20 protein-coding genes and 1 pseudogene are annotated in these 19,744 nt (G+C 65.9%); 8 read left to right on the top strand and 13 right to left on the bottom strand.

Annotated elements, in window-relative coordinates; translation table 11 throughout:
• Positions 1 to 92 precede the first annotated feature (92 nt).
• The 9 genes and pseudogenes from ACQPW1_RS37790 to ACQPW1_RS37750 form a co-directional block, all read right to left on the bottom strand.
• Positions 93 to 419, bottom strand: a complete 327-nt coding sequence (locus tag ACQPW1_RS37790) for a 4Fe-4S dicluster domain-containing protein (RefSeq protein ID WP_433657356.1) — start codon at positions 417 to 419, stop codon at positions 93 to 95.
• The gene (locus ACQPW1_RS37785; RefSeq protein ID WP_433657354.1) at positions 416 to 1,996 is read right to left on the bottom strand and encodes an FAD-dependent oxidoreductase; all 1,581 of its coding nucleotides are present in this window, start codon (positions 1,994 to 1,996) and stop codon (positions 416 to 418) included. The genes ACQPW1_RS37790 and ACQPW1_RS37785 overlap by 4 nt, the downstream gene beginning before the upstream one ends.
• Positions 1,993 to 3,333, bottom strand: coding sequence for an LLM class flavin-dependent oxidoreductase (locus ACQPW1_RS37780; protein WP_433657352.1), 1,341 nt, complete (start codon positions 3,331 to 3,333; stop codon positions 1,993 to 1,995). Before ACQPW1_RS37780 ends, ACQPW1_RS37785 begins: the two co-directional genes overlap by 4 nt.
• A 29-nt stretch (positions 3,334 to 3,362) precedes the next feature.
• Positions 3,363 to 4,252 (bottom strand): annotated as a pseudogene (locus tag ACQPW1_RS37775) (ABC transporter permease).
• Entirely contained in the window at positions 4,245 to 5,096 is an 852-nt protein-coding gene (locus ACQPW1_RS37770; RefSeq protein WP_433657350.1) for an ABC transporter ATP-binding protein, read from the bottom strand. Before ACQPW1_RS37770 ends, ACQPW1_RS37775 begins: the two are co-directional and overlap by 8 nt.
• Positions 5,093 to 6,175 (bottom strand): ABC transporter substrate-binding protein, encoded by a 1,083-nt coding sequence (locus ACQPW1_RS37765; protein ID WP_433657348.1) that lies wholly within the window; start codon positions 6,173 to 6,175, stop codon positions 5,093 to 5,095. Before ACQPW1_RS37765 ends, ACQPW1_RS37770 begins: the two co-directional genes overlap by 4 nt.
• Before the next feature lie 309 nt (positions 6,176 to 6,484).
• Entirely contained in the window at positions 6,485 to 7,219 is a 735-nt protein-coding gene (locus ACQPW1_RS37760) for an IclR family transcriptional regulator (protein WP_433657346.1), read from the bottom strand.
• Between the two features lie 91 nt (positions 7,220 to 7,310).
• The gene (locus tag ACQPW1_RS37755) at positions 7,311 to 8,042 is read right to left on the bottom strand and encodes a class I SAM-dependent DNA methyltransferase (protein ID WP_433657344.1); all 732 of its coding nucleotides are present in this window, start codon (positions 8,040 to 8,042) and stop codon (positions 7,311 to 7,313) included.
• A gap of 66 nt (positions 8,043 to 8,108) precedes the next feature.
• Complete coding sequence (locus ACQPW1_RS37750) at positions 8,109 to 9,509, bottom strand: glycosyltransferase (protein ID WP_433657342.1); 1,401 nt, start codon at positions 9,507 to 9,509, stop codon at positions 8,109 to 8,111.
• A 302-nt stretch (positions 9,510 to 9,811) separates the two neighbouring features.
• On the opposite strand from ACQPW1_RS37750, the gene ACQPW1_RS37745 reads away from it, so the two are divergent.
• From ACQPW1_RS37745 to ACQPW1_RS37710, 8 genes are all read left to right on the top strand, one after another.
• On the top strand, positions 9,812 to 10,402 hold the full coding sequence (locus ACQPW1_RS37745) for a DJ-1/PfpI family protein (RefSeq protein ID WP_433657340.1): 591 nt from the start codon (positions 9,812 to 9,814) through the stop codon (positions 10,400 to 10,402).
• Between the two features lie 64 nt (positions 10,403 to 10,466).
• On the top strand, positions 10,467 to 10,985 hold the full coding sequence (locus ACQPW1_RS37740; RefSeq protein ID WP_433657338.1) for a hypothetical protein: 519 nt from the start codon (positions 10,467 to 10,469) through the stop codon (positions 10,983 to 10,985).
• A gap of 270 nt (positions 10,986 to 11,255) precedes the next feature.
• Positions 11,256 to 12,620: a magnesium transporter gene (gene mgtE / locus ACQPW1_RS37735; RefSeq protein ID WP_433657336.1), complete on the top strand. Its 1,365-nt coding sequence runs from the start codon at positions 11,256 to 11,258 to the stop codon at positions 12,618 to 12,620.
• Positions 12,621 to 12,874: 254 nt separating this feature from the next.
• Positions 12,875 to 13,951, top strand: a complete 1,077-nt coding sequence (mraY, locus tag ACQPW1_RS37730; RefSeq protein WP_433657334.1) for a phospho-N-acetylmuramoyl-pentapeptide-transferase — start codon at positions 12,875 to 12,877, stop codon at positions 13,949 to 13,951.
• Positions 13,952 to 13,963: 12 nt separating this feature from the next.
• Positions 13,964 to 14,755, top strand: a complete 792-nt coding sequence (locus tag ACQPW1_RS37725) for an SDR family oxidoreductase (protein ID WP_433657333.1) — start codon at positions 13,964 to 13,966, stop codon at positions 14,753 to 14,755.
• Positions 14,756 to 14,939: 184 nt separating this feature from the next.
• Entirely contained in the window at positions 14,940 to 15,422 is a 483-nt protein-coding gene (locus tag ACQPW1_RS37720; RefSeq protein ID WP_433657331.1) for an RICIN domain-containing protein, read from the top strand.
• 99 nt (positions 15,423 to 15,521) lie between these two features.
• Positions 15,522 to 16,166, top strand: a complete 645-nt coding sequence (locus ACQPW1_RS37715) for an FMN-binding negative transcriptional regulator (protein WP_433657329.1) — start codon at positions 15,522 to 15,524, stop codon at positions 16,164 to 16,166.
• Between the two features lie 184 nt (positions 16,167 to 16,350).
• The gene (locus ACQPW1_RS37710; RefSeq protein ID WP_433657327.1) at positions 16,351 to 16,896 is read left to right on the top strand and encodes a hypothetical protein; all 546 of its coding nucleotides are present in this window, start codon (positions 16,351 to 16,353) and stop codon (positions 16,894 to 16,896) included.
• A gap of 57 nt (positions 16,897 to 16,953) precedes the next feature.
• Here ACQPW1_RS37710 and ACQPW1_RS37705 read toward each other — a convergent pair whose 3' ends face one another.
• The 4 genes from ACQPW1_RS37705 to ACQPW1_RS37690 all read right to left on the bottom strand — a co-directional run bounded on the left by ACQPW1_RS37705 (position 16,954) and on the right by ACQPW1_RS37690 (position 19,743).
• A complete protein-coding gene (locus ACQPW1_RS37705; RefSeq protein WP_433657326.1) occupies positions 16,954 to 17,160 on the bottom strand; it encodes a DUF397 domain-containing protein in 207 nt (68 codons plus the stop codon).
• Positions 17,157 to 18,035, bottom strand: a complete 879-nt coding sequence (locus ACQPW1_RS37700; protein WP_433657324.1) for a helix-turn-helix domain-containing protein — start codon at positions 18,033 to 18,035, stop codon at positions 17,157 to 17,159. The genes ACQPW1_RS37705 and ACQPW1_RS37700 overlap by 4 nt, the downstream gene beginning before the upstream one ends.
• Before the next feature lie 407 nt (positions 18,036 to 18,442).
• The gene (locus ACQPW1_RS37695; RefSeq protein ID WP_433657322.1) at positions 18,443 to 19,294 is read right to left on the bottom strand and encodes a TIGR03619 family F420-dependent LLM class oxidoreductase; all 852 of its coding nucleotides are present in this window, start codon (positions 19,292 to 19,294) and stop codon (positions 18,443 to 18,445) included.
• Between the two features lie 74 nt (positions 19,295 to 19,368).
• On the bottom strand, positions 19,369 to 19,743 hold the full coding sequence (locus tag ACQPW1_RS37690) for a MerR family transcriptional regulator (RefSeq protein WP_433657320.1): 375 nt from the start codon (positions 19,741 to 19,743) through the stop codon (positions 19,369 to 19,371).
• Position 19,744 lies beyond the last annotated feature (1 nt).

The following is a 19,744-nucleotide window of genomic DNA, read 5'->3' as shown; positions in this document are numbered from 1 at the left end:
AGTGATGTGGGGTAGGCGGGTTCGATCGCCCGGGCGACAAGCGCTGCGGCACACGCGCATGAAGTCGACCACGCGCCGTTTCGTCAACGGCGTCATGGCAATTCGGGACCGATCGCGTAACGCGCGCCCAACGGGCCACCGCCCCAACCGAGCGCCTTGCGGTAGCTACCCAACAGGCCGTGCTCGATCAGGTACGCCTCGTCACGTTGCACATCGTCCGGCGGAAGTGGTTCCGTGCGCGCGGCGACGAACAACGCGTCGGCGGGGCAGTACGCCTCGCACATGAAGCACGTCTGGCAATCGGATTGCCTTGCTAGCAGCGGTATTCCGTCCGCACCCCGGTCGAAGACATGGGTGGGGCAGACCTCGATGCACTTGTCGCATTCGATGCAGCGGGCGACCGAGACCAGTTCGATCATGCCGACACCAGCTGTGACTGGGCGAGGAACGCCGGTTCCGGCGCGGTCCACAGCTCGTCGAGCCCGCCGGTGATCAGCCGATGATGCTGGGCCGGATCGAGGTCGGGGAATTCCTGACGGCGAGCCATGCCACGCGACTCGGTGCGCGCGAGCGCCGCCGTGTACATCCACCGCGCGTGCGCGACCATCGCCGCCGCCGACCGAACCTCGGACGGATCTGCCTGCGCGATAGTCAGATTCGCGCGAGCCTGCTGCCACATCTCGTTCAGCGTCGCCAACGCAGGCCGCAGCCGATCGCCGTGCCGGAGATGGTTCTTGTCGTACGGCAGCACCTCCCGCTGCACCACCGCGACGATATCCACCGGCTGCAGCTCGACGTCCGGTCGGCCGGTGGGGCGGACACCAACCCCGCCAGCACCGAACCGTTGCCGATCGTCGACCGAATTGCCCTGCTGCCGTGCGTATTCCGCAGCACCGGCGCCCGCCCAACTGCCGGACGACATCGCCCACGCGGCATTGTGGCTGCCGCCGCTGGTGAAGCCGCCGCAGATCAGCTCCCGAGTCGCGACATCATCCGCGACGTACAGACCGGGCACGCTGGTCGAGCAATCCGCGCCCGCGACGCGAACCCCACCGGTGCCACGAACCGTGCCTTCGAGCAGCAGAGTGATCGGGAACCGATCCGTGAACGGATCGATGCCGAGCCGATCGAAGGTGAGGAAGAAGTTCGGCTGCCCCAGCCGCATCGCCCGCCGCTGCTCCGCGTCCGCCCGATCCAGCGTGCAGTACACCGGTCCGGTCAACAGCGCCCGTGCGATCGGCGAGCGGCTCTTGCCCGACGCACCCGCCAGCGGCTCGCCATTGCCCAGGTAGAAGGTCGCGAACGAGTAGTAGGCGGTCTTGGTCACCGAGGTGAACTCCGGCGCGATGGCATAGGCATTGGAGAACTCCATGCCGGAAAGCTCGGCCCCCGCCTCGACGGCCATCAGCGCGCCGTCGCCGGTATTGACGTTGCAGCCCAGCGTCTTCGACAGGAACGCACATCCACCGGTGGCGAGAACGACTGCGCGAGCACTGGTGTCGACGAGTTCACCGGTTGCCAGCCGTTGCAGGCGCGCGCCCGCTACCGAACCAGCGGCGTCGGTGAGCAGTTCGATCGCCGGAGCATGATCGAGGATGGGTACCCCCGCCCGCTGTAGCCGGAGCCGTTGCCGCCGCATGTATTCCGGCCCCTGCACACCGGTACGCAGCGAACGACCCTTGCGATCGGTCGGAAACGGGTAGCGGCCGACCTCGGCGAGTTCGTTGACCCTGGCGTACGTTTCGTCGAGCACGCGGGCCATCCACCCGCGATCGGCGAGGTAACCACCGAGCGCCTCGCGGCTCGCCATCGCCTTCTCGCGCAGTTCCGGCTCGGGCTGCACGTACCAGATCCCGGTTCCAGCGGCGGCCGTCGCGCCGCTGCTCCCACAGAAACCCTTGTCGGCCAACATAACCGAGGCACCGGTGGCCGCAGCCTTCAGCGCCGCCCAGGTACCGGCCGGGCCGCCGCCGAGTACGAGGACGTCGACGGTCATGCGCTCGCCTCGGTCCGTTCCCGCGTGTACCGGCTCTCCACCGGCCCGAGCCCGTAATGCCCACGCAGCGTGTCCGCCTCGTAGTCGGTGCGGAAGAGGCCGCGCTCTTGCAGGATCGGGACCACCCGGTCGACGAAGTCTTCCAGCCCACCAGGCAGATACGGCGGCATGATGTTGAATCCGTCGGCGGCACCGTTGTCGAACCAGCTCTGCAACTCGTCGGCGATCTGGGTCGGCGTGCCCGCGAAAGTCCGATGACCGCGCCCACCGCCGAGCTTGCCGATCAGCTGGCGCACGGTCAGGCTCTCGTTCTCCGCCAGCTCCTTGACCAGCGTGAACCGGCTCTTGTGCGTTTCGATCTCGCTCTCCGACGGCAGCGGCGGCAGCGGCGCGTCGAGCGCGTGCTCGGTGAGATCGACACCCAGCATGGTGGACAGCTGCCGCAGCGCGTAGTCCGGCGAGATCAGATCGGTGAACTCCTGCTCCAGCGCCTGCGCCTCCTCGGTGGTGTCGGCGATGAACGGCACGAGCCCCGGCAACACCTTGAGCTCGTCGGCCGCGCGACCGTACTTCGCCAAACGCGACTTCAGATCGCGATAGAACGCCTGCCCCTCGGCCAACGTCCGCTGCGCGGTGAACACTGCCTCGGCATGCCGCGCGGCGAATTCCTTTCCGCTCTCCGATGATCCGGCCTGCACCAGCAGCGGCCGACCCTGCGGTGTGCGCGGCGAGTTCAACGGTCCGCGCACCCGGAAGCGCGGCCCGTCGTAGTCGACGGTGTGCACCTTGTCCGGGTCGGCGAAGATGCCGGTCTCGGTGTCGAGCACGATCGCGTCGGCCTCCCAGCTGTCCCACAGCTGATTGACCACGTCGACGAACTCCTGCGCCCGCTCATAACGCCGCGCGTGCTCGGGGACACCGTCGTAGCCGAAGTTGAACGCCTCGTCCTCGCCCGCCGACGTGACGATGTTCCAGCCCGCGCGGCCACCGCTGATGTGGTCGAGCGAGGCGAACTTACGGGCCAGGTTGAACGGCTCGTGGTAGGTGGTGGATGCCGTCGCGATCAGCCCGACATGCGTGGTGGCGGCGGCGATCGCGGCCAGCAGCGTGATCGGCTCGAAGACGGCCAGGGTGTTGCGCTTGATCCGCGGACCGACCGCGAGGCCGTCGGCGAAGAACACCGAATCGAGCTTGCCACGCTCGGCGATCTGGCCCAGCTCCTGGAAATGCCGGACGTCGAGCACCCGGTGCGCCTCGGTGCGCGGGTGCCGCCACGCGGCCTCGTGATGCCCGACGCCCATCAGGAAGGCATTGAGGTGGAACTGTTTACGAGACATGGTTCTTCCTTGCGTTGCGGAGTGGACGGTCAGGCGTTCGGTTCGGTGCGCCAGCGCGAGAATCGGCGCTCGAGGGCGACCAGCAGGCCGTTGAAGGCCAGACCGAGCAGGGAGATGGCGATGATCCCCGCGTACATGTTCGGGATCTGGAAGTTCTGTTGCGCGGCGGTGATCAGGTAGCCGAGTCCCGCTCTGGCGCCGAACATCTCGGCCGCCAGCAACACCAGGATCGAACTCGCCGCGGCCATCCGCAGACCGGTGAAGATGGACGGCAGCGCGGCGGGCAGAATCACCTTCTGGAACAGCCGCAGCGGCGAGAGACCCAGTGACACAGCCGATTTGATCAGCAACGGGTCGACGGTGCGAACACCGCTGATCGTGTTCAGCAGGATCGGGAAGGTGCTCGCGTACACCACCAGGGCGACCTTCGAGGTCTCGCCGATGCCGAGGATCAGGATGAACACCGGCAGCAAGGCCAGCGCCGCGGTGTTGCGGAACAGCTCCAGGATCGGGTTGAGGAAATCCGCCACCGGCTTGTACCAGGCGATCGAGATGCCGAGCGGGATGGCCACGGCCAGCGCGATCGCGTAACCGGCCAGCGAGCGGCTCAGGCTGGCCGAGATGTGGGTCCACAGCTCACCGCTCACGACCAGGTCGGCGACTGCGCGACCACCGAGAACGGCGGCAGGAACACCTCGTCCACCAGCCCGAGGGTGGGGGCGAGCTGCCACAGCAGCAGGAATAGCGCGATCACGATCGTCGGTTTGAACACCCGCCAGGCGAAGCGGCCGACTAACCGGACCGCGCGCGATCCCGCCTTGAATGAAGGCCCTGCGGCAGGTCGAATAGCGGTGACTCGATCGGGTGGGGCCGCGCTCACCGCGATCGAACGCTCGGTGAAGTCCACTGCACTAGACATGGGTCAACCTCTCGACATGTGCATCTGCATGGGTCGTGTTGTCCGACAGCGACTCTCGCTCCAACGACGCCGCGCGCTGAACCTCGCTCTGCAACAGCGTCCAGATCTCGTGGCGGTAGTCCCGGAACCGCTCCGACGAACGGATATCGCCACCCGCCTCCCGGTCGATCTCCACCTCGACCACCGCCTTGATCCGACCGGGCCGCGAGGTCAGCACCGCGACCCGCTGACCGAGATACACCGCCTCGTCGATGCCGTGCGTGATGAACAGGACCGTCTTCCCGGTGGCCCGCCAGATGCGTAACAGCTCGTCCTGCAACGACTCCCGGGTCTGCGCGTCGAGCGCGGCGAACGGCTCGTCCATCAGCAGCACCTCCGGATCGAAGGCCAGGCTGCGGGCGATCGCGACGCGCTGCTTCATCCCGCCGGACAGCTCGTGCGGGTAGCGATCGCCGAACCCGGTCAGTCCCACCAACTCCAGGTAGTTCTCGGCGATCTCGCGCCGGGCCCTGCGCCGTAATCCCTTGGCCTCCAAGCCGAATTCGATATTGCCGCGCGCCGTACGCCACGGCAGCAGCGCGTACTGCTGGAACACGATGCCCCGGTCCAATCCCGGCCCGGTGATCGGCTTTCCATCGAGGAGGATCTCGCCGGAGGTCGGCTTGCTCAAACCGCCGAGCAGATCGAGCAGGGTCGACTTGCCGGACCCGCTCGGTCCGACCAGGACGAGGAACTCCCCATCACGCAGATCCAGCGAAATGTCTTCGATGGCAGTGAACTTCTCGTTCGAGCCGCGGATCGAGAACTGCTTGTGCACCTGGGTCAGCGACAGTTTCGCGGTCATTTCGCGGCCACCGCCTCGCCGGTCGGTCCGCTCTGCGGGGTGAATGTGCCGTTGGCGTAAGGGTTGTCCTTGTTGGTGAACAGATCCTTGGCCTGCAACTGCCCGTCCTTCAGTTCGCCGTTGCGGACCAGCCAGTCGATCCAGATCTGCAGTTCCTTCTCGGCGACCACCCCGCCCGGCGTCGGCAGCCCGGAGCTGCGCCAGTACTTCACCAGGCCGGTGTTCTCGTTGCGGCCGCGCTTCTCGATGATCGAGGTGAACCGGGCGAGCACCTCGTCGCGCGGTGTGAGCTGCAGCCAGCGGGTGGCGCGGGCGGTGCCCTGCACGAAATCCTTGACCGCTTCCGGGTTCTTGGCGATGTAGTCGTTGCGGAACACGTAGGTGCCGTAGTTGAGCGCGCCGTAGAGCGCCGTGTCGGTGTACAGCGCATGGAGCCCGCCGCGCTGGACGGCGGTCTCCCGGAAGACGCTGCCCAGGGCCCCGACGTCGATCTGTCCCTTGCGGATCGCGTCCTCCGTGTTGGCCGGCGGCACCACCGTCAGCTCCACCTGCTTGATCTCCTTCTCGGACAGACCCTGCTGATGCAGCCACTCCCGGGTGATGAACTCGTGGTGCGCGCCGAGGGTGTTGACGGCCACCTTCTTGCCGATGAGATCGCGTGCCGAATTGATGCCGGAATCGTCGCGGACGAAGTATCCGGTGAACGATTGTTCGTCCGAGCCATAGGAACTGAGCACCGAGGTGACTTTCGCGCCGCCCGCGATCAGTTTCACCACCGCGCCGTTGAACGCGCTACCGAATTCCACCTGATTCGTCGCCGCGGCCTGAATGTTGGCGGGGCCGCTGGTGGTATCGCCCTCCCAGCGCAACGCGATTTTGTTGAAGTAGCCGAGATCCTCGGCCAATTCGTAGGGGGAGACCTGACCGGTGGCGCCTTGATAGCGGAGCACGGCCCTTCCGTCGGCGGTGCTGCCTGGCTCGGACTTGCCGCAGCCTGCGAGCACGGAAACACTGGTGAGCAGGGTGAGAGCGGCGGCGAATGCGCGGACCGCGCGCCGCGGGGGAGCGGAGGAGGGCATGCTGGAAGTCCTTAGTAAAAGCGCGTGCGGAAACGAAAAGGGCACGGCGACAACAGAAGAGAAGGTCGCGACAATGGAATATCGGAAATGACAGGCGCCAGGAAACTGGCGTCAGCGGCGACAGATCCCATGCGGTACCCGCATGAGGTCGATCGCGCGGCGGCGGATCAGCGCGGTAGGGATCAACTCTTCGAGACTTCCGTGAACTGTGCCGGGCGCCGGATTCGGTACCCGTGGCCTTCTATGGTGTTGCCCCGCACGGCGACAAACAACGGCCATTCCACATTGTGAAAATCGCGGTGAGTTTAACTACGGCGTGTATACCCCTGAGGCGGAGCTGTTTTGCACGACCCCGCCGATCCGCACGGCGATCTGGCGCATCGCGGGCAGGATCTCGCGGACCAGTTCATCGTTCAGCCGCGCCGACCGGGCCTGAACGCTCAGCGCACCCCACACCTGCTTGTCCGCGTCGAAGACCGGCACCGCGACGGATCGGATCGGATCGTCCGCACCCTCGAATTCCTCGACCGCAAAACCCTTGCGCCGCACCAGATCCAACTCGGTGGCCAGATAGGGTGCCGCGGGCAGATGCGCGAGCAGCGCCCGCCCCGAGGCGCTCGAACCCAGCGGTTGGCGCAACCGCGGCAGCTGATGGTTGCAGAAACGCACCGGCGGTCGAGCCTGTAGCACGGTCACCGCGTCCCGCGAATCGGCGACGCTGAGACTCGTCGTGATCCTGATCCCCGCCGCCAGGGCATACATATGCGGTGCGGCGGAATCGATGCCGAGCCTGGTCAGCGCGGGCCGGGCCATCGTCGCCAGCCCCTGCCCGACCCGGTATCGATCGGTGGCCGGGTCCTGCTCCAGCAGCCTGCCGCGCACCAAAGCCTGAGCGAGCCGATGCGCCGTACTCACCGGCACCCCCGCCAGATGCGCCAACTCGCTGATCGACAGCTCAGGATCGTCGCCCTCGAAGCAATTCAGCAGATGCACCGCCCGCTCGACGGCCTGCGATCCCGAACGTGGCTGATCGGCAGTAGCCATAGCGCCCTCCTGGCTGTTCGCTCCAACCGGCCAACTCTCCCGTGGCCCGGCCGCGCGAACAACCCTTCGACGCCGGCTGCGTGTAACCCCGTCAGCCGATGGGTTTCTCCCAGATCGACACGTGTTTGCGGCTTTCGTTGGTGAAGGGTTCGCGCAGCCAGCCACCCCAGCGCTCGCGTAGTCGCAGCCCGGCGAGTTGAGCCATCAGATCGAGCTCGGCGGGCCACACGTAGCGGAACGGTATCGATCGGTACTCGCCGCGGCCGTCGACGATCTCGATGTAGTTGGAGCTCATCTGCTGGGTGGCGACGTCGTAGCGGTCGAACGCCCACTGAGTCGGGCTGTCCTGGAACGGGACCATGGTCTGGCCGGGCGGCAAGCTGCGCAGGTCGGGGACGCCGACCTCGATGACGAAGCAGCCACCTGGTTCGAGATGGGCGGCGACGTTGGCGAAACAGGCCACCTGTTCCGCCTGCGTCGTCAGATTCATGATGGTGTTGAAGACCAGGTAGGTGACGGCGAACGGGCCGTCCACCTTGACCGTCGCGAAGTCGCCGATCGTCACGCCGATCGCGTCGGCACCGGGTTTGGCGTGCAGCCGGGTGACCATCGCGGGCGACAGGTCGATGCCGTGCACCGGGACGCTGCGGCGCGCCAGCGGTAAGGCGACGCGCCCCGTGCCGATGCCGAGCTCCAAGGCCTGGCCACCGTCCGCGAGCCGCACGAGCACATCGACCATCGGTCCGACGATGTCCGGTTCGAACAGTTCCGCGTACGACTCGTCGTACCGGGCCGCTACACGCTCACCGAAGTAGTCGTCCATCGCCGGACCGTACCGCGCCAAACCCGCGCGGCGCACATCGTTTTCACGCGACCTCGAGCGAACGGGTCAGCGATCGCGACGCTGCCACGTGGTCCAGTACCGGTCGTCGGTGGGCGGAGAGTCATTGGGCGGGAGGACAATCGGGTCCGGCTCGCCCTGAGTGATCTCCGGCGCAACCTCATTGGTCGGATACGGGTGCGAGCTGTGGGTCGGCGTGGCACCGGTCTTGGCCGGATGCGTGATCGGGTGCCCGGCGAAATGCCGCTCCAGCAGCTCGGCGGCGCGCAACGTGCCACCTGCCGCAGCGAATCCGGCGGCCACCCTGGCCGCGCCGTCGCGGCAGGCCATCGCCTTGTCGATACCGGCGCGCAGGCTGGCGGCGGTGAGTCGCTTCGCGGACACCCAGCTGCCCGCCTCATTGGTGACCACCCGCCGCGCGACCTCGGACTGGCCCCGGCCGAACGGCACCACGCACACCGGAACGCCTGCGGCCAAGGCCTTTTGGGTGATGCCCATGCCGCCGTGCGAGACGACGACGGCGGTCCGGTCGAGTAGCAGATGGTGTGGCAGGAACTGCTCGACCCGCGCGTTCGGCGGGACCGTGAGGGTCGCCGGGTCGATGGCGCCCGAGGTGACGACCGTGTACAGCCCGCTGTCGGCCAGCGCGTCCATCGCCGCCTGGGCGAGCTTGCCGTCGTCCTGGAATTCGGTCGAACAGGTGACCAGCGCCAGCGGCCGATCGATCTCGTCCAGCCACGCGGGCGGCTCGGCGTCCGGCGCCCACAGGCCCGGCCCGATCTGGTGCACCGACAGCGGCCAGTCACCGCGCACATCGTCGAACGGTGGCGCGGTGAAGTTGAGCATCAGCGGCGGCTGCCGCAGGTAGTCCACGGTGTTCTCCAGCTCATCCAGCCCGTAGTACTGGCGCATGTGATTGAGCTGCGGCAGCACCTCGTTCCAACGGCGATTGAGGAACCAGTGCACGGTGTTGTCGCGGGCTCGGCCGAGCAGGTCCGTGCGCGGCCGCAGCCCGGGGCCGAAGGGTGGCGCGTCGTGCGAGGGGATCGGCAGCAGCATCGACGCCCACGATGCCCAGGGCAGCCCGCTGGCCGCGGCGAGAATGTGCGCGCCGGGTGCGCTGACGTCGATCAGCAGGGCATCCGGTCGTTCGGCGATGATCGCGCTGCGCAAGGCCTGGATCTCGTCCGGGATGCGGGCGACGAGCGCGCGGACCGCCGCGCGCAGGGCCGCGATCCGCGAGGTGGTCGCCCAGTCGTGCAGGGTGTCCCGCGCCAGCGCGGGCGGGAGATCGCGCACGGTGATGCCGAAGGGTTCCAAAGCCTGTTCGCTGCCGGGCAGCGTCAGCACGGTCACGTCGTGGCCCCGCGATACCAGCTCCGCCAGGACCGGCGCGAGCGGATACAGGTGTCCTTTTGCCGGTGAGGTGAATGCCAGTAGTTTGGTCATGCCCACAGGCTAACTTGTAGCTAATAGCCACGTCACCTGTCCTGGGATAACGTTATGGGTCACGGAAGAGGCTCGTGTTACGTGCTTTTCTGCGCCATAAGGCGTGACGGAACCGGTGTTTCGGGTGAGTGACATGGCGATCAGTCTGTCGACTATGGAAGAACCAAACTTGAGGTACGAAAATGTCTTGCGCTGATTACGGGTTTGTGGCAAACGATTAGTTGACGGCTCGGACGAGCTGTCTTCCTTCCCGGGCCGCTACCGTCTACCCAGAGCCCGCGAGTTCCGGCATGAGGAGAAGGATGACGCAAACCGTCGGTCTGCTGCTGTTCCCCGGAGTCGAAGAACTCGACGCGGTCGGTCCGTGGGAGGTGCTCGCCTTCTGGACCCAGTACTACCCCGACGACGGCTACACGGCGTTCACGTTCTCGATGGACGGCGGGCCGATCAAGTGCGCGAAAGGCATGACGATCGAGGCGGAGTACTCGTTCGACACCGCGCCCCGCCGCGACGTGCTGATCTTTCCCGGCGGCATGGGCACGCGGCCGATGGTCGAGGACGAGGCCATGCTCACCTGGGCCCGGGCCCAACGCGAAACGACACCGCTGATCACCAGCGTGTGCACCGGTTCCCTGGTCCTCGCGGCGGCGGGCCTGCTGGCCGGTCGACCGGCGACCACGCACTGGAAGTCGCTGGACCGCCTGGCCGAACTGGACCCCCCCATCGAGGTCCGCCGCGAGGATCGCTACGTCGACGACGGCGACGTCATCACCTCCTCGGGTGTCTCCGCGGGGATCGACATGGCACTGCACCTGGTCCGTCGGCTGGCCAGTGCCGACCGTGCCAAAGAGGTGCGCCGCCTCATCCAGTACGACCCGATGCCGCCGGTCTGACCCGCTGCGCGAGAAGGAAATTCGCTCGCGTCGACACGGTTGCCCGAGTCATGCTTGGACGCAAATGAATACAGATAGACAATCTCGACTCGGCGTTGATTTCGGCCGGGTCATCCAGGGGGCGGCCCTGCGACCCGGGGCCGCGGACACGGTATTTCTCTCCGGCGGACTCGACGAGGCATTGCGAACTCCGCCCAGCCCCAACGCTTTCGACGCCCTACCCCGCCTGGTCCAGCGTTTCGAGGGCCGGGCGTGGGTGATCTCCAAGTGCGGGGAGCGGATCGAACAGCGCACCAGACAATGGCTGGACCACCACGATTTCTACGACCGCACCGGGATCCCGCGCGACCACCTGCGCTTCTGCCGCAAACGCGCGGACAAGGCCGGACACTGCGCCGACCTCGGCATCACGCACATGATCGACGATCGGATCGACGTGCACCATGCCCTGCGCGATCTGGTGCCGCACCTCTTCCTGTTCGGCGCGCAACCGGATCCGGTGCCCGACTGGGTACACCACGTGCCCACTTGGCGCGATGCCGAGACCGCTGTCACAGCCACGCTGATCGACCGAGCAACGTGATCGTTCGTGGTGAACACTTCAACCGATTGCCTGTATCCTGCACAAGGATGCTTTCGCGTCCGAGCAGCGTTTCAGTGATGGTGCGGGCCCGACCGGTCTGCGGCAGCGACGAGAAGGAGGTGGGGTTGCCATGCGCAGCGAACCTCCCAGTCGAAGGCCGCGCGGCGTCGCCCCTTCGCACTCCTGAGTAGTTAGCGACGGTTGGGGCGGGCGCCCGCGGTGTGAAATCTCGCGCTCCCATTCACTCACGCATATCGCTGAGGACACCCCATGTCGCAGACCGATGTCATCGAAGTACGTCCGACGCTGTCCGAATCACTGCAGGACATCGCCGACAGCCACCGCGTCGACGCCGCGCTCGCCTGGCTCGACAACCACCCGCCGCATGTCATCGCCGACCAGCTCGCCCGGATGGACGCCGTCCAGGCCGGGATCGCGTTCCGGCTGCTCGACAAGGACCTGGCGCTGGCGGTCTTCGAAGAACTCGAACCGGTCGACCAGCAGCAGATCCTGCAGGGCCTGCGGGACCAGAGCTTCCGCGACCTGATCGAGGGCATGGCGCCCGACGACCGCGCCCGTATGCTGCGCGAGGCGCCCGCGAAGGTCGCCAAGAAGGTGCTCGCCGGCCTCAGCCCGCGCGAGCGGCGGATGACCGCCGCGCTGCTCGGCTACCCGGAGGGTTCGGCGGGCCAGTACATGACCCCCGAGGTCGTCGCGCTGCCGCAGAACCTGACCGTCGCCGAGGCGCTGACCATGGTGCGGGCCAAGGGCGCGAACGCCGAAACCGTCTACACGCTGCCCGTCGTCGACGCGGGCCGACGGCTCACCGGCATCGTCGAACTGCGCGAACTGGTGCTCAGCAAGCCGGACACGATGATCGCCGAACTGGTCGTCACCGAACCGGCCTGCGCGCGCGCCACCGACTCCGCCGAGAAGGCGGCCCGGCTGATGCGCGAGACCAACGACATCAACATGCCTGTCGTAGACAGCGAGAATCGGCTCGTCGGCCTGCTCACCATCGACGACGCCGTCGAGGTGATCGAGGCCGCGGACAGCGAGGACGTGGCCAGGCAGGCCGGCTCGGCGCCGTGGGAGGGCCACTACATGGCCGCGGGCGTGTTCCAGCTGGCCCGCTACCGCGCGATGTGGTTGCTGCTGTTGCTGTTCGCCGCGACACTCACGGTCAGCGTCACCGACATGTTCGAGGGCACCCTGCAGCAGGCCGCGCATCTCGCGCTGTTCATCCCGCTGCTCATCGGCGCGGGCGGCAACGCGGGCGCGCAGGCCGCCACCTCCTGTGTGCGGGCGCTCGCGGTCGGCGAGGTGCGGGTCACCGACCTGTTCAAGGTGATCTGGCGCGAATGCCGGGTCGGCCTGGTGCTCGGATCCATGCTCGCCGCAGCGGGATTGGTGATCGGCGGGTTGTTCGTCGGCCCGCGCGTCGCGCTGGTCGTCGGCATCACCCTCGTGCTGATCTGCGGCTGGGCCGCCACCATCGGCGGCACCATGCCGCTGCTCGCCAAGAAGCTGCGGATCGACCCCGCGGTGGTGTCCGCACCCATGGTCACCACCCTGGTCGATGCCACCGGGCTGATCATCTACTTCACCACCGCCAAGCTGGTCCTCGGCATCTGAGTTCGACGCCGCCCGCTGCCGCGGCCGTCCTGATGGACGGTCGCGGCAGCGGTGTTTAGCCGAACTTCAGGAGGCCGCATGGATCCGTTCGGCTTGCTAACGTCATGGCATTTCGCGAGGGACGATGGTGGGTTCGGTGGACGGCAGCGGTACAGGCATGAGTCGGGTATCGACCAGGCCGGGCAGTGAAAAGGTGCCCGTGCGTTGATGTTTCAATTACTCGACTTTTCCGATGACGGCCGCATGAGGGGCGCATGAGACAGATCTTGTACTCGGCGATGATCGCGCTGGCGGTCTCGATCACCTTGACACCATTGCTGATCAAACTGATGACCAGGCGAAAGGTCGGGCAGGAGATCCGGGCCGACGGACCGGCCAGCCATCAGGCCAAGCGCGGCACGCCGACGATGGGCGGCATCGCGATCCTGATCGGTATGTGGGCGGGTTATCTCGGCGCGCATCTGATCGGCATCCGGCACGACGCGGAGGGGATATCCGCGTCGGGGTTGCTCGTGCTCGGCCTGGCCACCGCGCTGGGCGTGGTGGGTTTCCTCGACGACTTCATCAAGATCCGCAAGCGGCGCAACCTCGGATTGACCGCGACCGGCAAGTACGTCGGCCAGCTCACCGCCGCGGTGGTTTTCGGTGTGCTCGCGCTGCGGTTTCCGGACAGTACCGGGCTGACGCCGGGCAGTCGGCACATGTCCTATGTCCGGGACGTGGAGACCGTCTCGTTCGGGTTGGTCGGGTTCCTACTCGTGGTCAGTTTCCTGGTGGTGGCCTGGTCCAACGCGGTGAACATCACCGACGGTCTGGACGGACTGGCCGCCGGATCGATGAGCTTCGCGCTCGGCGCCTACGTGATCATCACCTTCTGGCAGTACACCAATTCCTGCGCGATCACCCCGAACGCCGGTTGTTACAACGTCCGCGATCCGCTCGATCTCGCGGTGGTCTGCGCCGCCGGTGCGGGCGCCTGCATGGGATTCCTGTGGTGGAACGCGGCACCGGCCAAGATCTTCATGGGCGACACAGGTTCGCTCGCGCTCGGCGGAATGCTCGCGGGCCTGTCCGTCACCACCCGCACCGAGTTGCTCACCGCGGTGGTCGGCGCACTGTTCTTCGCCGAGATCCTCTCGGTGCTGCTGCAGATCGTCGTCTTCCGGACCACCCGCAACCGCCTGTTCAAGATGGCGCCCTTCCACCACCATTTCGAACTCAGCAAGTGGGCCGAAACCACCGTGATCATCCGCTTCTGGTTGCTGGCGGGCATCTCGTCCGCGGTCGGCCTGATGCTCTTCTACGGTGAATACCTCTCCGCCATCGGCTGATCGGACATCGCAATGACATCGCACCCAGGGTTCGCCGGGCGAACGTATGTTGTCACCGGTTCGGCGTCCGGCATCGGTGCCGCGACCGCCGCGCTGCTTCGCGAGCGCGACGCCACGGTCATCGGGTGCGACCTCAGCGACGCCGAGATCCAAGCTGATCTGTCCACGCCTGCCGGTCGGCAGTCACTGATCGATCAGGTGACCGACCGCGGGCCGATCGACGCGGTGCTCGCTATCGCCGGGGGCGGCAAGACAGGTCTGCTCGAAACGAACTACTTCGGTGCCGTCGCGACATTGCAAGGGCTTCGGCCGCTGCTGGCGCAGAGCCCGGCGCCCCGCGCGCTGGCCGTATCGTCGACTTCGTCGCTGGCACCGGCGGACGAGCGCGTCGTGCAGGCCTGTCTCGACGGCGACGAGGACGCTGCCGTCGCCTATCTCGAAGCCGATCCCACACTCGGTGGGCCTACCGGCGGCTATGGGATCGCGAAGCGCGCGTTGAATCGCTGGGTTCGCAATGTCGCCCCGACCCCCGAATGGGCCGGTGCCGGAATCGCTCTCAACATCGTCGCCCCGGGCGTCGTCGATACACCCGCGGCCGCGTGGATCCTCGCCGACGAAGAGGTGCGCAAGACCGTCGAAACCGCTGCGCCGCAACCGTTCGGCGGTTTCCCGGGCCGACCGGAATGGATCGCCGAAACCATCTGCTGGTTGACCAGTGCGGACAACCGGTTCGTCACCGGCCAGATCATCTTCGCCGACGGCGGCGGCGAAGCGGCGATCGTCGGCGACCACCACTGGCGATGATGTCGGCCACCCTCGGGGGGTGAATTTCGCACCCCGCAGCGGTCCAGCTACCCCCGAGGGTGCCTTACGGAGTGGTTGCGTTTGCTCGAACATTGGTTCAGACAAGCAACGCAACAACTTCCACCAGAAAGATCAGTCCTTGACTCACTTCACCAGCCGCGCAGCCGCAGGATTGTTCTTCGCAATGCTGACCACCGCAGCCATCGCCGCAGTTCCCGCCACCGCAAACGCCGCACAGCCGGACGACATCGTCACGATCCAGCAGGTCTCGAGTGGTCGCTATCTCGACGCATGGGCCGACGGCACCCACGACTACAACGTCGTCACCCGGCCGAAGCAGGGCGACGCCAGCCAGCAGTGGCGCATCCACTGGGATCAGAGCGGCACCGGCACCGGCACCGTGCAGCAAGTCAGCAGCCACCGCTACCTGGACGCCCACGAGATCGAATCCCTCGACTACCACCTGGTCACCCGCCCCGCCCAGAACAACCCCACCCAGGTCTGGCACTTCAACTCCATCGGCGCCGGCAAGTACACCATCCAACAGGCCTCCAACAACCGCTACGTGGACGCCCACGAGTACGACGCCAAGGACTACGGCGTAGTAAGCCGCCCCGCCCAGAACAACCCCACCCAGCAGTTCGTCCTGGTCGTAGTCGGCCACTGACCCCTCACCCTGTTCCGCCGCACCCCTCGGGGTACGGCGGAACAGTCGCGTTCCCAGTCGAAGTGGTCCTGGCGAATGTCGACGAAGTGGTACTGGTGTATGGCAACTCGGCCGACGATGCTGGAAAGTATGTACGTCCCCGCACATTTCGCCGCCGATGAACAGGCGATGCACGAGCTGCTCACCCAGCACGGCGCCGCCGATCTGATCACCGCGACCCCGGACGGTCTGGTCGCCACCATGCTGCCGTTCGTCTACGACGCCGGCACGAGGACGCTTCGTGGTCACCTCGCCCGCAACAACGATCAGTGGCGACGGTCGGTGGTCGGCGAGGCGCTGGTCATCGTGCGCGGACCGGACGCGTACATCTCTCCAGGTTGGTACCCGAGCAAGGCTGAGCACGGTCGCGCGGTGCCCACCTGGAACTACGCCACCGCACACGTCTACGGCCAGCTCACCGTGCACGACGACCCGGCCTGGGTCGAACGACTCGTCCGCGACCTGACCGAACGCCATGAGGCCGGGCGGCCGCAACCATGGTCGGTCGACGACGCACCACCACAGTTCATCGCGGGTCAGCTGCGCGCCATCGTCGGCATCGAACTGGCGATCACCCGCATCGAGGCCAAGTTCAAGCTCAGCCAGAATCGGCTCGCCGCCGACATAGACGGCGTGATCGCGGGGCTGACTGCCGACGGTCGCGAAGACACAGCCGATGCGGTGCGGCGAGCGCGAACGACCTGAAATGCGATCTCTCCGAGACGATTAGGTGTCGGTGCCCAGGGATACGATCCGCTCGTAGTTTTTCGATGCAGTAGCGGACGAGGGGAGGGCTCGACCCATGAGCAGCAGCGAGAAGTCTTTGGAAGAACGTGTGCATGAGCTAGAACGGTGGCGGGATCAGCAAATCACGCGCGATACTGTCACGGTGACCGGATTCGAGGAGAAGTTCGACGCCGTCCACGCCGCCCTGGGTGAGATTCGGACCAGCATCGGCGTCCTGGACAGCCGTATCGGAGACCTGGACGGCCGCTCGGTTGCGTCCCGGTTGATTTCGATGAGTATCGACATCGGCAACTTGATCTCTGGTCAGGAGTCGATGGCCGCTCGACTCGGTTCCATGGATGGCCGGATCGGGGCCGTCGAGGGCCGGATCGAGTCGATGGATGGCCGGATCGGGGCCGTCGAGGGCCGGATCGAGTCGATGGATGGCCGGATCGGGTTGTTGGATGGCCGGATCGGGTTGTTGGATAGTCGGGTCGAGTCGTTGGATAGTCGGATCGAGTCGTTGGATAGTCGGATCGAGTCGATGGATGGCCGGGTCGAGTCGTTGGATAGTCGGATCGGGACCATGGATTGCCGGATCGGGACGATGGATGGTCGATTGGCGACGGTGGAATCGGACGTTGGCGACATCAAGTCCGATGTGGCTCAGATCCTGAGCATTTTGCGGAAGCCGAACGGCGACAAATAGTTTGGCGTAAAGCACGAAACCCCCACGGAAGGTGGGGGTTTCGTGTGGACGGTAGGGCTACGGGTGGTTGAAATCGCCGTGTACAACACTGGCGATGAAGGTGTCCCACGCGTCGGGGGTGAGTACCAGGGCTGGGCCGGTGCGGTTCTTCGAGTCGCGGATGCCTACTTGGCCGCTGTCGAGATGTGCTACTTCTACACAGTCTCGCGAGGAAAAACATCGCGCGCTCTTGAACCATCGTGCATGAGTAATGTCAATGTTCACGGGTTGGTGTCCTCTCTGATAGTGCGGATGAGACCGAGGCTGTCGGCCTCGTCCAATGCCAGACGCTTGATGTCTGTGTGCACCGCACGATAAGCGGCAATTTCCTCGGGGCGTTCCAGATATAGATCGTCGATATAGCCTTCGACGTAGACCACTGGCGGCTCTGTCAGGTATGCGGTCGGGTGTGGCGGGAACTCCAGCAGTACGAATGAGCGACCGATCAAACCGCCGTAAGTGCCTGCCGACAGTGGCACTATGCGGACCGAAATATTAGGCAACTGTGCGGCATCGGCGAGATGTGCCAACTGGTTGGCCATGACTCCGGGGCTGCCGGTCGGGCGGCGAAGCGCCGATTCGTCGATAAAGGCTTCCAGTGTCAGCGGATCGGTCGCTTCGGTGAGTCGATCTCGTCGGCGTGCGGCAATCTGGATCTTCGTCTCTACCGCCGATGTCGGCATGTTCGGGTGCTCGATCAAAGCCATCGCCCGGCGGTACTCGTCGGTTTGCAACATTCCAGGCAGGAACGTTGTCTGAAACGAAATCGCCCGTTGTGCTGCGTCTTCCAGGCCGACGAACAGTTTGAAGCTGTCGGGGATGGCGTCGTCGAACGCATGCCACCACCCTTTGGCTTTCGTCTCTTCGGCGAGCGTCATCAGTATCTGCGTGAGGTCGGTCGTTACCCCGTAGATCTCGCATAACCGCTTGACGAACAACGGATTCAATCTGGTCGGGATCCCGTTCTCCATTCGCCAGAACGTTTGTTTGCTGACACCGATCTGATTCCGCGCAGCCTCCGAGCTGACTTTCGCCGCCTCGCGGGCATTGCGGAGCTCGCGGGCCAGAAGCCTGCGCGGAAGGGTAGAACCAGTCGTCATGGCTGCATCTCCGAAGGGTTGCTGAATACGGTCGTCTGTTGTGGAACCCATATGCGGCAGCAACTGTGGAACATTCCAAACTGCTGGCGAGGTCAGTTCTGGAATGTTCCTATTGTTTGGCTGCGGTTTTGGCTGCACTGCTTTGTATGTCGGAAAGCCGACCCCAATCGGCCTCCGTGCTCATACAATCAGCTGACTGTAATGGAGGTGCACCGATTCGCCGAATTACTCAGTGCCGCAAGGCGACAGGAACAATCCAGAACGGAAATTCCTTTTCGGAAAGGAGCTATTGGAAATGTGCCAGGAGATGAATTGGCACGCGGGGCAGCACTCTGCCCCGGCACTCGGAGGGGAGTGCCGGGGCAGTTCGCGAACGTCGGATGCGCGAACGCGGAGGGACCGCCAGGTCAGCTACCGAGATCGAATCGCTCGGCGAAGCGCGACATTTCGTCGAACTGGTCCTCGGGATCGATGCCGCCGATGACGACCCGGGTAACACCTTCTGCCGCAAGCCCTTCAGCGCGCTCGATGGGCATGTCGATCGATCCCCAGCGGGTGTATTCGAGCGCCGACGGATCACGCCCCGCGGCAACGGCTTCCGACCTGGCGAGGTCCAGTTGGCTGGCGCGTTCGTCCGGGCCGAGCATGCCGCCGGGGAAGTATCCGTCGCCGCGTCGACCGGCGCGGCGGGCGGCGGCACGGCTGGAGCCGCCGACGTGGATCGGTAACTCGGGCACGCCAAGGGGTTTCGGGAAACTGACCAGCGAATCGAAGGCGAAGAACTCGCCGTCGAAGCTGACGCCCTCCGCGCCGCCGGACCACAGCAGGCGCAGTACGTCGATCGCTTCGTCGGTCCGTCGCCCGCGAGTGGCGAAGTCGACGCCGGTCGCGCTGGCTTCGCCGGGCAGCGTGCCGATCCCGACGGTCAGCAGCCGCATACGCCCGTGCGACAGCACATCGATTGTCGCGAGCCGTTTGGCCAGGACCACCGGATGGCGGTACGGCAACAGCAATACGCCCGTGCCGAGCAGGATCCGCTGGGTGGCCGCGGCGACGAAGCTCAGGCAGTCGAGCGGATCGGGATAGGGGAGTGTGGCAGGCATCTCGAAGTTGCCGACCTTCGCGCCCGGATACAGCGCGATGTGATCCGGGAGATACAGCCCCTCGAATCCGCAGGCCTCCGCGTGCTGGGCGAAGGCGATGATCCGATCGGGGTCGGCGCCGTAATGCGGTGTGCTGTAACTGATCGCAAACTTCATCGAGCGTTCCTCGGGTGACGTGGGCAGCGACGATCGCACAACCGGCCTATCGAGACCGGCTGCCGGACAGGTGATTACCCGAATTCGCAGGCAGGCGGATGCTGCTCGGCACCGGCGAGCCGGTAGTGGAGTTCCGCCCGCAGCGTCGTCAGCCGGGCGAGCGCGTCGTCCACCTCGTCGAGCTTGCGCCGCAGCACCGCAACCGAATCCGGGCAGCTGTCGCCGGAGCTGTTGCCCGCTCGCAGGCAGGTGATGAAGGGGCGGATGTCGTCGAGGTCGAAACCCTCCTCGAGCAGCGTCCGAATCTTCAGGACAACCGGCAGTTCCGCCGCGTCGTATACGCGGTACCCGTTGGTGGAGCGGCCCGCCCGCACCAGCCCGTGCTGCTCGTAGTACCGCAGGGTGCGGGTACTCGTTCCGGCCTGTTGCGCCAGTTCACCGATCAGCATC

Origin of the sequence: Nocardia sp. CA-128927 (assembly GCF_050955855.1) — a bacterium.
Classification (GTDB): domain Bacteria; phylum Actinomycetota; class Actinomycetes; order Mycobacteriales; family Mycobacteriaceae; genus Nocardia.
This window is presented reverse-complemented; position numbering and strand designations above follow the sequence as displayed.